12 protein-coding genes are annotated in these 14,127 nt (G+C 47.8%); 6 read left to right on the forward strand and 6 right to left on the reverse strand.

Annotated elements, in window-relative coordinates; translation table 11 throughout:
• Positions 1–53: 53 nt before the first annotated feature.
• Positions 54–1,214: an FtsW/RodA/SpoVE family cell cycle protein gene (locus V1499_RS20000; protein ID WP_409271979.1), complete on the reverse strand. Its 1,161-nt coding sequence runs from the start codon at positions 1,212–1,214 to the stop codon at positions 54–56.
• Between the two features lie 593 nt (positions 1,215–1,807).
• On the opposite strand from V1499_RS20000, the gene V1499_RS20005 reads away from it, so the two are divergent.
• Complete coding sequence (locus V1499_RS20005; RefSeq protein ID WP_409271980.1) at positions 1,808–2,590, forward strand: undecaprenyl-diphosphate phosphatase; 783 nt, start codon at positions 1,808–1,810, stop codon at positions 2,588–2,590.
• 144 nt (positions 2,591–2,734) lie between these two features.
• Here V1499_RS20005 and V1499_RS20010 read toward each other — a convergent pair whose 3' ends face one another.
• Together V1499_RS20010 and V1499_RS20015 are read right to left on the reverse strand one after the other, a co-directional pair.
• Positions 2,735–3,223, reverse strand: a complete 489-nt coding sequence (locus tag V1499_RS20010) for a C40 family peptidase (RefSeq protein ID WP_409271982.1) — start codon at positions 3,221–3,223, stop codon at positions 2,735–2,737.
• Between the two features lie 304 nt (positions 3,224–3,527).
• A complete protein-coding gene (locus V1499_RS20015) occupies positions 3,528–4,199 on the reverse strand; it encodes an FMN-dependent NADH-azoreductase (RefSeq protein WP_409271984.1) in 672 nt (223 codons plus the stop codon).
• 447 nt (positions 4,200–4,646) lie between these two features.
• Between V1499_RS20015 and V1499_RS20020 the strand changes: the two genes are divergently transcribed.
• From V1499_RS20020 to V1499_RS20035, 4 genes are all read left to right on the forward strand, one after another.
• On the forward strand, positions 4,647–5,594 hold the full coding sequence (locus V1499_RS20020) for a substrate-binding domain-containing protein (RefSeq protein WP_409271986.1): 948 nt from the start codon (positions 4,647–4,649) through the stop codon (positions 5,592–5,594).
• Complete coding sequence (locus tag V1499_RS20025; RefSeq protein WP_409271988.1) at positions 5,587–6,453, forward strand: substrate-binding domain-containing protein; 867 nt, start codon at positions 5,587–5,589, stop codon at positions 6,451–6,453. Before V1499_RS20020 ends, V1499_RS20025 begins: the two co-directional genes overlap by 8 nt.
• Before the next feature lie 407 nt (positions 6,454–6,860).
• Positions 6,861–7,559 (forward strand): ABC transporter permease, encoded by a 699-nt coding sequence (locus V1499_RS20030; protein ID WP_409271990.1) that lies wholly within the window; start codon positions 6,861–6,863, stop codon positions 7,557–7,559.
• A complete protein-coding gene (locus V1499_RS20035; protein ID WP_409271992.1) occupies positions 7,556–8,290 on the forward strand; it encodes an ABC transporter ATP-binding protein in 735 nt (244 codons plus the stop codon). Before V1499_RS20030 ends, V1499_RS20035 begins: the two co-directional genes overlap by 4 nt.
• A 344-nt stretch (positions 8,291–8,634) precedes the next feature.
• Here the strand turns inward: V1499_RS20035 and V1499_RS20040 are convergent, their stop codons facing one another.
• The 3 genes from V1499_RS20040 to V1499_RS20050 form a co-directional block, all read right to left on the reverse strand.
• A complete protein-coding gene (locus tag V1499_RS20040) occupies positions 8,635–9,711 on the reverse strand; it encodes a GGDEF domain-containing protein (RefSeq protein WP_409271994.1) in 1,077 nt (358 codons plus the stop codon).
• A gap of 164 nt (positions 9,712–9,875) precedes the next feature.
• Complete coding sequence (locus tag V1499_RS20045) at positions 9,876–11,249, reverse strand: ATP-binding protein (protein ID WP_409271996.1); 1,374 nt, start codon at positions 11,247–11,249, stop codon at positions 9,876–9,878.
• Complete coding sequence (locus V1499_RS20050; protein ID WP_409271997.1) at positions 11,242–11,940, reverse strand: response regulator transcription factor; 699 nt, start codon at positions 11,938–11,940, stop codon at positions 11,242–11,244. The genes V1499_RS20045 and V1499_RS20050 overlap by 8 nt, the downstream gene beginning before the upstream one ends.
• 570 nt (positions 11,941–12,510) lie before the next feature.
• Between V1499_RS20050 and V1499_RS20055 the strand changes: the two genes are divergently transcribed.
• Positions 12,511–13,875: a sensor histidine kinase gene (locus V1499_RS20055; protein ID WP_409271999.1), complete on the forward strand. Its 1,365-nt coding sequence runs from the start codon at positions 12,511–12,513 to the stop codon at positions 13,873–13,875.
• The last annotated feature ends 252 nt before the right edge of the window (positions 13,876–14,127 follow it).

Consider the following 14,127-nt stretch of genomic DNA (forward strand, 5'->3'; position numbering starts at 1 on the left):
TCCTACAAAGAACATTGGAATCGACCAAAAAGGTGGCCGGATGAACCTGCCACCTATTCTTTGGTTGAGAACATGTATTTTTTATAGTGGTAGCGGATGGAGAAGATAAGTGCGATGGCGAGCATGTTGCCCATGAGGGAGCTGCCGCCGTATGATACAAATGGCAATGGGATCCCTGTAATGGGCAAAAGTCCGATGGTCATACCGATGTTCTGGAAGACATGGAATGTGATCATCGAAATAACGCCGACGCACAGGTACGTATAATAGTTATTCTTCGTTTCCATCCCTACCTTGGTGATATGGTAAATTAGCAAAAAGAACAGTGAGATGAGAATGCTCGCGCCCACGAAACCAAATTGCTCGCCAACGACAGCGAAAATAAAGTCCGTATGGCTCTCCGGCAGGTAGACCTGTAGCTTCCCGAAGCCTTTCCCTTCCGTTTGTCCAGAACCGATAGCAAGCAGCGAACGCGTAAGCTGGAATCCGGTTGAGCTTTGGTAATTGTACGGGTCAAGCCAGGAATAAATCCTTCCGAACTGGTATGGCTGGACACCGAGGTATTTCTCAAGGAGCTCAGGCTTCCAAAGGACAAAGTATAAAATCGCCGCTGCAAGCGACAGGCCCCCGGCAAAAATCGGGACGAGCAGTTTCCATGTAATGCCCGAAATAAAAATCATTCCAACCAGGATGGCGATGAACACGAGCGATGTGCCTAGATCGGGCTGCTGCATGACGAGTACGAGCGGCACAAATGTCACGGCAGCCAATTTTACCAAAAGGACAAAGTCAGTTCCAATCGTTTTGACCGGGTATTTCTGGTGGTGGTCCCAAATGAGCTTTGACAGTGCAAGGATAATAAACACTTTAATAAATTCTGACGGCTGGAGAGACCCGATTCCAGGAACCTTGAACCACGATTTCGCTCCGTTGATGCGAGGGGCGATGGACTCGGGCGCAATAATTAAGAGTATTAGCAGGAAAACCCCGAAGCCATATGCATACCAGGTTATTTTTTTCAGTTGGTCCGAGTCAAGCGAGACAACGGCGGCTATGATGCCGCTGCCAACTGCGTACCAGAGGATTTGCTTCACAAGGAAGTTTCCTTGGTACTGGCCGGAGCTCTGCGCGCTGTAGATGGCGATACAGCTTGCGAGAAAAAGCAACAGCAGGATAAGTGCAAGATTATAGTCAATTTTTGATGTATTTTTCATTTTGGCGGTGCTCTCCTTCGTCCCTTCCAGTGTGGAACGGCAAGGGGTTTTTGTGTGCGGTAATCGTCTATCTGCCCGCTGGCAATAACGGATGGCCCGTGCTTGTCCCAAAGCATTCATCTTTGTAAGCGTGGCAGTTTTTCAAAAGCTCTAGCAAGAACGGAATAATTGTCACATAAATACCGGGTAATACCGGTTAGGCTACAATACTTCATTATATTTTTTTCAGAAGGAAATCTCAACATAAAAGCGGCACCAGGGAAAATTTGTATACCGAAGAATCCACCTTATCAAGTCTTCTTCCTATTTCCTCCAAAAACCGTTCATCAAACTCCCTAATTTAATCCCGGTTCTTCATGTTAGCTTTGCGTAAGTATGTAATTTTCCTTGACGGATATCCGGAGAGGCAACTAAAATGAAATGGTGCTACTGGAAATTATTGCTTAGTTTTCCCCTGAATACACTGTTTCACCCAGCGCTACCGCGAACATTTTACACATACATATAGATGGATAGATTAATGGACATCATTTCAACCGAGTATATTACGCCGGCCAAGCCCACGCCTTATCCACGAAATCTGGAGGTACGCGATGTTAACGAAAATTGAAGCATTCATTCTTGGGCTGATCCAGGGATTGACTGAATTTTTGCCAATCAGCTCAACTGGCCATCTCTACCTGGGCCGGAACTTATTTGGCCTGCAGGAAGCCGGGCTGCTGCTTGACACGATGCTCCACGTCGGGACACTAGTGGCGGTGTTTGTTTTTTACAGGCACGAATTTTTAAAAATCATTCGAAACCCGTTCGGAAAACTCACATGGCTGCTCGTTGTCGGAACGATTCCCGCAGTGGTTGTTGGCCTCTTGTTGAAGGATTATATCGATGAAATTTCCAAAACGGGCTCAACCATCGGGTGGGAGTTCCTCATTACGGGGTTGTTCCTGTGGATGGCGGATTCAATTAAAAACGGCCAAAAGAAAATGGAGGACATTTCCTACAAAGATTCATTTATTATTGGTGTCTTCCAGGCAGCAGCAATTATGCCTGCAATTTCACGTTCGGGCTTTACAATTGTCGCCGCGCTTTGGAGAAAGCTTGACCGGGAAACGGCAGCCTATTTCTCGTTTCTCCTATCCACACCGGCCATTGTTGGAGCGGTCGTCCTGCAATCCTTCGATCTGATGGAAGGCGGCGCCGAAACAATTTCCCTATCCGCTCTTATCGTTGGCATCATTTCTTCAGCCATTTTCGGCTATATTGCGGTACGGTGGATGATTGGCTACCTGAAAAACCACTCCCTGAAACCATTCGCGATTTACGTGTGGATTTTGGGCGTGGCCGTCTTGTTCTTTCAATTTACAGGTAAATTTTAAACTCCAAAGCTGAACACCCGCCCATGGCATGGACGGGTGTTTTTTTAAACGAACAGACGAAGATTTTCCGTATGAAGAAAAATTCATTCTTAATAAAACACGAAGAGGGGCGGAAAGGCACAGTCCTTATCTTACTCGGCCTTCTTACTGCTCAAGGACCCTCTTTGCTCCCACGTACCGGTCTTTCCAATACACAGTATTCAATGATTGGATAGAGACTCCTTTTGAAGGTGTAACGGTGATGAATTTATCTTTGCCGAGATAGATGCCTACACAAGATACGTCTTTGTCATTCGTATTGAAAAATACAAGATCGCCTTCTTTAAGATTTTTCTTAGAAACTGTTTTCCCGACTTTGTATTGATCTTTTGAAGTGCGTGGAAGGCTGATTTTTGCGGCGGATTTTTTGTAAACGAACTGAGTGTAGCCGGAAGCATCAAAGCCTCTTGGTGATGTACCACCCCATTTGTACGGTGTGTCGATATAGCGTTTAGCCACTTCCGTTACTTCTTGCCCCCATGAAACAGATGCCTCCGCCTTTTTCGCAAACGATGCAAAGACCATGGATAGTGCCAGTGCCAAAACCAAACCTAATAAAACAAATCTTTTTGTTAATTGAATTCGTATAGCCATGTTCATTAACCCCCAATTTTAATTTTTTGTTCGTTACGACACTATAGTCGAGGGGAAGGCCAGTATAGTTTCTGTTTTTCCAAATGAAGTGCTCGACAATAAAAATGCCGTAGAACGACAAATTTCCCAGGAAATAGCGGTCGAGGGCTGAAGGAAATGGTCCTAATGGCTTGAAAATCATGGACGAAGCTAATCGAAAGGAATATATTTTAGTATCTAACAACAATAAAAAGGCTTAGAAAGAAGTAAGTCCTTCATTAAGCCTTTTACATTTCTAATTAGTATAAAGTTTTCCACATAGATTCTAACCTTTATCTACTACAACATTCCCTCTCGCCATTTCACGTGCGGCTTCTGCTGCGCGTTCTTTTGCCGCCGCCATGATGGCAGAAACTTCTTTCGGGAAGTGGTCTACCCCCTCAGCGTAAACAGTCGGCAGGACTTCCATCCCTAGGAAACGAAGCGCGGTCGTTAAGTACTGGTCGCCGAAGTTGAAATCCTTAAGCGGTCCGTCGGAGTAAATTCCTCCGCGCGTCTGCAAGTGGATAGCCATCCTGCCTGTAAGCAACCCATGCCGGTTCCCGGGATCCGGGTCAAACGTCTTCCCTGCGATGAACAGGTTATCCATGAACGTTTTTAAAATTGCCGGCGAGCCAAGGTTCCAGATCGGGGATACAAACACATAATAATCGTTGTCGATAAAACGATCGGCGAGCGCATGCATCTCGGTGATCTGTTTCCTCTCCCCTTCGCTTAGATCCTCCATCTTCTTCCCCATGAAGCTCAATTTCGCTCGTGCATACAGCATATCCATATCAATGATCGGGATATCCATATCGTAAAGGTGCATATGTGTTATTTCAACATCCGGCTGCTCCTGCTTGAAGGCATCAAGAAACGCCTCGCCAAGCTGCATTCCTTTAGAAATTTTACTGTCGGTCTTCGGTGTGGCGGTTACGTAAAGCAGCTTTGCCATGAACATCCCTTCCTTATACAAAATCTACTCTCTTCCATAGTACAGTAAAACTCATCTGTGAGGGGTTGAACAATCCGTGACGTTTATGGAGATTATGTGAATGGCATACCAAGATCTTGACCAACCGAGTCTCCGCTCTGTGCTCAAAAACCGAATATAACTAAACAAAACTTAACTAAACTAAATAAAAATTGACAAAACGTAACAAAAATCACTTCCCCTAGTATTGGAAATCGTTTACTATGAAACTATCAGACAATTTGTAACGCTCCTGAAGAAATGGCAAGTCCAATTGAAATTGTTTGGGTGCAATGGCCGAATTTCTATTGAATTACACTCGCGGTAATGCCAGTTTTTTAAAAATGTTCGGCCTGAAACGCTATATACCTATTTAACGCTCCGGCTCAAACATTACATGCTATTTTAAAACAAAAAGGAGGCTCTTTCGTGGAATTGAAGGCATATACGCCAGATGAGGTAGCGCGGATTTTCCAGATTTCCAAACACACGGTGTACGAGATGATCAAACGCGGTGAGCTTCAAGCGTTCAAAATCGGCAATAAAATGCGTATCGAGCACGATGAAATAGAGCGCTACAAGGAAAGCATGAAGGCGCCAACCCGAAAGGCTGCCCCTGAACAACAGCAGCCGGCGGCAAGCAGGCAAATCCAGGCGCGTTTGGCCGGAAGCCATGACTTTCTTGTCGAGCATCTCGTAAAGGAAACGGCCTCAGCCCAAGGACTGCAAATTCAGCCAACGTATATCGGTAGCCTTGAAGGCCTAATGATGCTGTACCGTGGCCAGGCCGACATAGCAGCGATGCACCTGTTGGACCCAGCCTCGCAGCAATACAATTTACCGTTCATCCATCAGCTGTTCGTCTATGAAACAATTAGCGTCATGCGGCTCGCTTCCAGGGAGCAGGGCTTTATCGTCGCAAAGGGAAATCCGAAGGGCATAAAAGGGTTCAGCGACCTTGCCCGGAAGGATATCCGTTTCATCAACCGGCAAAAGGGCTCCGGAACCCGGTTTCTGCTCGATTCTAAGCTTCTTGCGAACGGGATTGCCCCGGCTGACATCAACGGTTATGAGAATGAGGAATGGACACACCTTTTGACGGCCTCCCACATTAGCAGGGGCGCCGCGGATGCCGCATTCGGAATCCGTTCGGCTGCGTCCTATCTTGGCCTCGATTTCATTCCAATCGCGAAGGAGCAGTTCGACCTTGTGTTCCGCTGGACGGATGAAAATCGGGAAACGCTCGGGAAACTGGCTTCATTTTTACAATCGGCAGAATTTAAAACGAGCCTTTCAGACATCGAAGGCTATGACATAAGCGAGCTCGGCGCAATGATTTATAAAAATACCCAACCGGAGGAAACTTTAAATGTTTAAAAATCGCTATCTATCTGTCCTTATGATTGCATTCCTGCTTCTGTTATCCGCTTGCTCAAGCTCTGGGACATCGGCCGAAAAGAAATCGGCTAATAATGAAAAAGCGGCAGAACCGCCTCAAGATGTCATTCTTGCCACAACGACGAGCACCCAGGACAGCGGGCTCCTCGATGTGCTCATTCCTGTATTTGAAGAAAAGTATAACGCAAACGTAAAAACAATTGCCGTCGGTACTGGCCAGGCGCTTGAAATGGGCACGAAAGGCGAAGCGGATGTCCTGCTCGTCCATGCCCCTGATGCCGAGCAGGCCGTTGTCGATGCCGGCGATGCGATCAACCGGAAGCGCGTCATGTATAATGATTTCATCGTCGTAGGCCCGACTAGCGATCCCGCAGGAATCAAAGGCCTGCCGACAAAAGAAGCGTTCAAGAAACTAGCTGAGTCAAAAGCCATTTTCGTATCCCGTGGCGACGATTCAGGCACGCACAAAAAAGAACTCGGCATCTGGAAAGCCATTTCCGTAACGCCAGCAGGAGAAAGCTATGTTGAAAGCGGCCAAGGAATGGGACCAACCTTGCAAATTGCTTCTGAAAAACAAGGCTACACCCTAACTGACCGGGCGACATACCTTGCCCAGGAGAAAAATCTTCAAGAATTCGGTATTATCGTCGAAGGCGACCCTGACCTGCAGAACATCTACCACGTCATGCAGGTTAATCCGGAAAAGCACGACAAAGTCAATGCAAAAGGCGGCGAGCAGTTCGTCGAGTACATGGTAGACAGCAAAACCCAGGACATGATTGAAGAATTCGGCAAAGAGGAATATGGCCAGTCACTGTTCTTCAAATATACGGAGTAATTGGCCGCTCTCCTGGAAAAATAGAATCTATACTTGCCCACGGGTCGTTAAGCCGCGGGGCGTTCCAAGCAGTAGCAAACAGGATCTTCCCTTCCTGTTTCTATAGAGTTCCCTTTTATCTGCCCCCGTTTTCGCCAAGGACGGGGGCAGCCCTATTTAGTCCTTGATCGTTTTATAGTTTAATTGAATAGTAGGTACATTTTATTGCAGCTTTGCCACGTTGGAATGTGCCCTTTGGTGTAATAGCACTCTATTCATTTGGCTGTTGTTTTCCAATTCAGGCACACGTCTGAAAAGGAACTCCCAACGATAATTACCACTAGCCGGAAATCGGCTACTAACTTTGAAGCTTAAACGAATGACCATAAACACCTCTACCTCTACCATACATGAAAGGTCTGTCTGCGATGGATTTAATTATTGATGGTTTTTTAAAAGCAATAGAGATGATCCTGTCCGGGGACAGGGAAATAGTCGAAATCACACTACTGACCCTCCGGGTGTGCTTTCTGTCCATCCTAATCAGCACGCTTATCGGGATACCATTCGGGATGCTCCTCGGGCTCGCGCGGTTCAGGGGGCGAAGCCTTTTGATGGTATTTATAAACATCGGCATGGGGCTACCGCCAGTCGTCGCGGGTCTGACCATCACGATTATGCTCTGGCGCTCCGGACCGCTCGGAGACCTATCGCTCCTTTATACGCCGACCGCCATCGTGATGGCACAAATCCTCGTGTCGTTGCCAATCGTCACCGGGCTGACGGCATCGGCGTTCCAGGCGCTTGACCCGAAACTACTTTTACAAATAAAAGCCCTTGGCGCGACGGGCGCACAATCGCTTTGGCTGCTGCTGAAGGAGGCGAAAATCGCCATCCTGGCAGCTGTCATGGCCGGTTTTGGGCGGGTCATCGCCGAGGTCGGCGCTGCGATGATGGTCGGCGGAAACATAAAAGGTGACACGCGCATCCTGACGACATCCATTGTCATGGAAGTTTCGAAAGGGAACTTCGACGTCGCCATCGCCCTTTCATTCATCCTGATGACTCTGGCATTCCTAATCACGTTTTTCCTGACAACACTTCAGCAAAGGAAGCGGCCTCTATGACTCCATATCTTCATTTTCATGGTATCAAGCATTTTTTTGGAAAAAGAAAAGTCCTTGAGATTCCCGAGTTTTCAATCTCCGGGGGTGAGTTTCTTGGTGTAATGGGGCCAAATGGCGCCGGAAAAAGTACATTTTTAAAAATTGCATCCTTCCTTGAAGCGCCATCGGAAGGCTCGATTTCGTACAAGGGAGAGGCAGTTCCTGATATCGGCGCGCCTCTTGATCTGCGCCGGAAATTTTCAATCGCGCTTCAGCAGCCCCTCCTGCTCGATACGACCGTTATGCAAAACATCGCAGTCGGACTGAAGCTACGCAAAGTTCCACGGGCTGAAATTTGGCGGCGCGCGGAGATGTGGATGGACCGCTTCCAAATCAGCCACCTTGCCCGGAAAAACGCCCGCTTCCTATCCGGCGGCGAGGCGCAGCGTGTGTCTCTTGCACGGGCGATGATCATCGAGCCCGAAATTTTGTTTTTGGACGAGCCGTTCTCCGCACTCGATTTTCCAACAAAAATCAAGCTAATGGAGGATTTCCGTGAAATCTTCGCAGGGTCTGGCACCACCGCGATGTTTGTCAGCCACGACCTGATGGAAGTGAAATTTTTAACGAGCAGGCTTGCGATTATGGTTGACGGCGAAATCAAGCAGTCGGGTCCAACCTTGGATGTATTGGATGAGCCGAATGAAGCGGCTGCTGATTTCCTTGAGGTTTGGAAAAGATATAGTGTGTGAAGGCGGGATTATGCCGCGGGGTTTTTCACCCGGGCGGCATGCCAACCATTTTGGATAGCCGTTGATTCGCGATTGAAGAACTGCCAACTCGGATTGAAATTTGATTTATCCACTTGTGGATAAATGAGAAATTGTGGATACCGCCTCTCGTATTGAAGCGGTATTTTCTTGTTTCCTGGGGATAACCGGTATTCTGTTGTGGAATTGTGGACATGTAAAGATCTGAATGGGGATAAATAGCTGGAACCTGACACTTTGGGCAGCCTTTTATAATTTGGTTACTGGCATGTGGATAACGAAGAAACGCCCCGACTGACTCTCCGGAGCGGCCTTCGTTTAATCGATTAAACAGCCTCCGCGCAAACCCGGTTCCGGCCGAGATTTTTGGCGCGGTACAGGCATTCATCGGCCTGTTTAATCAATTGGCCGATTTCGTTCGTCGTTTCCGGATAGGAGGCTACCCCAACGGAAACGGTAATGTTGATTTCCTTATCCCCAGAGAGGGAAAACGCATGCTCCTGCACCCTCTTCCTTACTGTTTCGGCAACTGCTTTCGCTCCGGTTTTTGTCATCCCCGGCAGGATGATGGAAAACTCCTCCCCGCCATTCCTTGCCGCGATCCCGGTATTGCCCGCCGCGTCGGCCAGCAATTCACCAAGCTGCTTCAGGATCCTGTCGCCATCCGGATGCCCGTACTTGTCGTTGATCAATTTGAAATAGTCAATGTCAATAACCAAAAGTGAAAGCGGCTCCCCAGTCTGAATAGCCGAAGAAACCTTGTTATTCCACGTTTCGTCAAACTGCCTGACATTGTTAAGCCCCGTCAGGAAGTCCTTTGTTGCCGATACCTTCAGTTTTCGATAGTTTTCATTGGAGCGGTTGATGAAGTCGCATACCCATGCGGAAAGGCAGCCGCCTACCAGCGAAAAAACGCCATAATAAAGAAGCAAGGACATTCGAAGGTCTGCGTTTTTAACCAAAAACGTAATCGCAATCGCAAATAGTAAGACATTACACAGATTGGCTAGTAAAAATTTTGTAAATAGGGTGGCTTTCGATTTTTTTAAATAGCTCGTAAGTAGAATGATGACGATGATGACAAAGCTCGCTGTCAGCGAGGAGGGATTCACCCCGAAAAAGGCAAACCGGTTGCATATAATAAGAGCGCCAGCCGCAAGCCCGCTTGGAAGCCCGCCGTACAGCGTTGCGATTATAACAGCCAAATTCCGGAAATCAATAATCACATTGTTTTCAATTTTTACGGAGAACAGCATGAGAAGCGATCCCAGCAGCCCCGCGGCAATTCCTCCAACGATCTTTGTCATGATGGACGTATCCATTGGTTTTATTCGGGTTAACTGTCCTGTAACTGCAAGGCACGAAATCATAATGGCAATATTCGAAATTAAGTCTTTATACATAGAAACTCCCCTCTTCGATTCTATTTTATAACAAAATTTTCCCAAATCGAAGAGGTTTTTCGACAATCTTCTTTCAAATTTTGACAGTGTTCTAGTCGCTAAACTGTGCAAAAAACCACCCCAATCAACGGAGTGGTTTACTTTGAGGGGTTATTTCTCTCTGCTCATTCCTCTTCGCGCGGGAACCACAGCGTCATGGTTGTGCCTTTTTTCAGCCGGCTTTTCACCTGGATGCTTCCTTTGTGGGCATCCATGAGCGCCTTGACAATTGAAAGGCCGATCCCTGCACCGCCCGTTTTCCTGTCGCGCGACTTGTCGCCACGGTAAAAGCGTTCGAAAATATGCGGGATGTCATCTTCCGCAATCCCGGCTCCTTCATCCTCAACAATGAAGCCGACCGAGTATTCATTTTCACCCGCCACGGAAATCGCAACCTGCTTTTCCTCAGGTGTGTATTTCAGCGCGTTGTTAATGACGTTTGAAAGGATTTGCATCACCTTGTCCTTATCGCCGTAAAACCATTCTTCTTTTTCAGGAAGGCTGCACACAAGCTTGACCCCTTTGTTGGCAAAAGCGGGTGAGAATATCTCCGAAAGCGAGGAAAGGACCGCGCCCGCTTCAAGCCTGGCCATTTCCAAATGGATTTGCGGATTTTCAGCCGCAAGCAATTTCTCCAGTTCATTCACGAGCCGGACGAGCCTCATCAATTCCGCATGGCTCGCTCCCAGCCGCTGCTGTGTCGGCTCCCATATACCGTCCTGGAACGCCTCGATCTGGCTCCTTAATGTTGCGAGCGGAGTCCTTAGCTCGTGCGCCAAGTCACCGGTAAATTGCTTTCGGAGCATCTCTTCTTTCGAAAGCGATTCGGCGAGATTATTGAACGAAATCGCAAGCTGCTTCACTTCTTCCGGCAGACCCCGGAGCGGAATCCGGATTTCAAGGTCATGGTTTTGGAGCTGGTTTGCGGCAAACTGGAGTTTCTTCAGCCCGGACGTCAATGTTTTTGAAAAAAACAGCGAGAAGATAATCGCGATAATCACCGTCAGGCACACTGCCCCGTATATATACAGCTGGATCGTTTGCAGGAACGTAGATTCATCCTTAATAAATCCACGCGGATAAATCGCGACCACCTCTCCAACCGCCTTATCGGCGACAATGAGCGGATATGACTTGGAGAGCCAGCCTTCCGTATTTTCCGGCACGGCAATCCCCATATTGTTCATTACGGCCCTGATCGCAGATGTATCCCGCCGCGTATGGCCGGCAACATCGTAAACCTGAAAATATAGCTGCTCTGTCAGCGCGTATTCATTCATCAATCTCAGAGTCTGGTCATCTACCAATTTCCCTTCACGCTGATACCCGGCTTTTACAAGATTGACAACCCTCTCGATTTTCTGGTCGCGGTTCCGTTCAAGGTATTTGTTGAAGCTCTTGTCGAAGCCCCATTGGATAAAAAGACTGACGAGCACAATCCCGACCATCGACACAAACAGGATGTAAAAAAGCAGTTTCGCCCTGAGCGTCTTAAGCATTCGGAGTGCCCCCGAATTTGTAGCCCATCCCGAACACCGTCACGACAAACTGGGGCTGCCTTGAATCCAGTTCGATTTTCTTGCGGAGATTCTTAATATGCGTGTCGACGCTCCGCTCATAGCCTTCATAAAACATGCCCTCATCCTGGATTTTCTCGAGCAAATCCATCCGGCTGTACACCCGGCCAGGATTTTCGGCCATATTCGTCAAAAGCTTGTACTCAATCGGAGTCAGGCTAATCAATTCGCCGTTCATGGTCACTTCCTTTTTCTCTGTATCAATCGTGAGGCCGCCTTTGAATTGAAGTTTGTCAGACTTCTCCACCGATTTTTTGGCCCGTCGCAAAATCGCCTGGACACGGACGACAACTTCCCTCGGCGAGAACGGTTTTGTTACATAGTCGTCTGCTCCCATCACGATTCCGTTGATTTTGTCATCCTCTCCGGATTTCGCGGTAAGCATGAGAATCGGTACCTCCGACTCCTTCCTCACAAGCCGGCATACTTCCTCTCCGGAAATGTCCGGAAGCATCAAATCCAATATAATTAAATCAGGGTTTTCCGACCGCGCTTTCTTCAGCGCGTCTACCCCGTTATCGGCTTTCGTAATGGAGTAGCCTTCCCGTTCCAGGTAGGCTTCAAGCACTTCAATAATCATTCTTTCATCATCAACAATCAGAATTTTTGCCATAAAAATACACTCCTTCCGCCACTTCCATCATACCATCTAAAACACGCGGCAAATTTGAACAATTTTCATCTTCACAAAAACCACACAACTTCTTCATACCATCTACATTCCCTTTTTCTATTATAGAGATGTGGTAAAGGAGGGGGACGAAAAGCCCCTGACAAACCCAAAATTCAGGAATCGATCCTGAAATGCCGTAAGGAAATAAGCCGAATGCCGCATGGTGGGGCCATGACAGCATGAAGCCGAAGCTGACAAGGCAAATCAGATTGCTTAAATACGCAACACTGACTAAACATCTGTTTTACCAAGTTTTTTTGTTTGAACTATCTGGCTTTACCCTTAATTAACCTCCCTTTTATAATACGGGTGCCTGCGACGCAGGGCCCACTTTTTTTTGCCAAAATTCCCCCAAAATGATGTATTCTAAATTTATCTCCCTCTCCACGATTTCCGCAATTGACAAAAGCCTTTATGGCAATGGGATGTTATTTTTCAAAAAAAGTTCTTGTCTTATTGGATCTTCTAGACTTCATGATCTGAACTTTGCGTATTGGAGGCAATTTTCCTATGAACAAACTTTCCTTCAAAATTGGCCTGGTCTTTTTCGCAGCCATCTTCCTGCTTCAAATCGTTCTGATGGTGTTCCTCCATAGCAACATCATTCATTCACGGGTAAATGATGAACTCTCCGCCTTGAAGACACGCGGTAACAACCATCGCGAAATCCTCGAGGGAAGCTTTCATGAGGAAACAATTCGGCATATCGCCCTTATGGAATCACGGACAGATACAATGGTCGTCCTCACCGACACGTACGGCACCATCCTCATGTCGTCGAACACCGTTACCCCTGCCATGAAGACAACGATGGGACTGAGGCCAGATAATGCTCCCCGCCAAGGGATGATCCTTGAAGACGACTGGAAAAACAGGCCTTTCATCACGTCCGTTTCCCCCGTCAGGATGGATGGCGGCGGGATAGGCTATATTTACATGTTCCAGGATACGGGCAAGCTAAAGGAGCTCATCGCCAACATGAACCAGCATTTCCTGATCGCCGGATTGCTTGCGCTCCTGTTCATGATCGGAGCCGTCGCGTTCCTATCCCGCGTCCTCACTCTGCCGCTTGTCAGGATGAACGAAGCAACAAAGCGCATCAGCAAAGGGGACTTCTCGGTAACCTTGCCAAAGCTGTCCAAGGATGAAGTTGGCGAGCTTGGCCAATCGATCGAAATCCTTGCCCGGGATCTCGCGCTTTTGAAAACCGAGCGCAACGATTTTCTCGCGAGCATTTCGCACGAGCTTCGCACCCCGCTTACCTATATTAAAGGCTATGCCGAAATCGCCAGGCGTCCCGATATTGCAGCGGCTGAGCGCGACAACTATCTGTCCATCATACACGAAGAATCCGGCAAACTCGCAAAGCTCATCAAAGAACTGTTCGACCTCGCCAAGATCGACGAAAACACCTTTTCCGTCGAGAAAATGGACGTCGAGCTCGAGCCTTTTTTCAAAGCCCTTTTGGAAAAAGTGGCCCCCGCCTTCAGGGAACGGCTAATCAACCTCCGTCTCGATTGCCCGGCGGGGTTACGCGCATGTCTCGACCCTACGCGCTTCGAGCAGGTTATCGTCAACCTGTTGGACAACGCCCGCAAGTATTCCGATGCGGGAAGCTCCGTCACCCTGGAAGCGGCTCCCTTGGATGGCGGACGCGTAAGGATATTCGTCCGCGACACCGGGTGGGGCATTCCCGAACAAGACGTGCCAAGGATTTTTGAACGCTTCTACCGCGTCGACAAATCCCGGACCCGCGCACTCGGAGGCAGCGGCCTCGGCCTCGCCATCGCCAAGCAACTCATTGAGGCCCACGGCGGTACCATAACAGCCAAAAGCGAACAAGGTTTCGGAACAGAGTTTGAAATCATCGTATAGAAAACTGGGTGCCCATTGTTGGGTACCTTTTTTTTGACCAGTGACAGTGGGTTTTAAGAAACTACCGGATAAATATTTTAAAAGAACTTCAGGATAAAACTTTTGAAAGAACTACAGGATAAAACCCTAAAATTTCAGGATAAAACCGAAAAACTTCGGGGGATCGCTAGCAACTTGCTATCAAATTGCTAGCAGTATCCCCACCACATATAATAACACCCAAACAAAAAGAAAAGCCACTCCAGCTAACTG

Source organism: Neobacillus oceani, assembly GCF_046237595.1.
In the GTDB taxonomy this organism is placed as follows: domain Bacteria; phylum Bacillota; class Bacilli; order Bacillales; family Cytobacillaceae; genus Bacillus_D; species Bacillus_D oceani.

Bases quoted from the DNA above. Each gene is read 5' to 3' on its own strand.
- V1499_RS20015 (WP_409271984.1), bottom strand. From the start codon at position 4,199: ATGGCAAAGCTGCTTTACGTAACCGCCACACCGAAGACCGACAGTAAA.
- V1499_RS20035 (WP_409271992.1), top strand. From the start codon at position 7,556: ATGACTCCATATCTTCATTTTCATGGTATCAAGCATTTTTTTGGAAAA.
- V1499_RS20010 (WP_409271982.1), bottom strand. From the start codon at position 3,223: ATGGCTATACGAATTCAATTAACAAAAAGATTTGTTTTATTAGGTTTG.
- V1499_RS20050 (WP_409271997.1), bottom strand. From the start codon at position 11,940: ATGGCAAAAATTCTGATTGTTGATGATGAAAGAATGATTATTGAAGTG.
- V1499_RS20005 (WP_409271980.1), top strand. From the start codon at position 1,808: ATGTTAACGAAAATTGAAGCATTCATTCTTGGGCTGATCCAGGGATTG.
- V1499_RS20040 (WP_409271994.1), bottom strand. From the start codon at position 9,711: ATGTATAAAGACTTAATTTCGAATATTGCCATTATGATTTCGTGCCTT.
- V1499_RS20045 (WP_409271996.1), bottom strand. From the start codon at position 11,249: ATGCTTAAGACGCTCAGGGCGAAACTGCTTTTTTACATCCTGTTTGTG.
- V1499_RS20030 (WP_409271990.1), top strand. From the start codon at position 6,861: ATGGATTTAATTATTGATGGTTTTTTAAAAGCAATAGAGATGATCCTG.
- V1499_RS20025 (WP_409271988.1), top strand. From the start codon at position 5,587: ATGTTTAAAAATCGCTATCTATCTGTCCTTATGATTGCATTCCTGCTT.
- V1499_RS20055 (WP_409271999.1), top strand. From the start codon at position 12,511: ATGAACAAACTTTCCTTCAAAATTGGCCTGGTCTTTTTCGCAGCCATC.
- V1499_RS20000 (WP_409271979.1), bottom strand. From the start codon at position 1,214: ATGAAAAATACATCAAAAATTGACTATAATCTTGCACTTATCCTGCTG.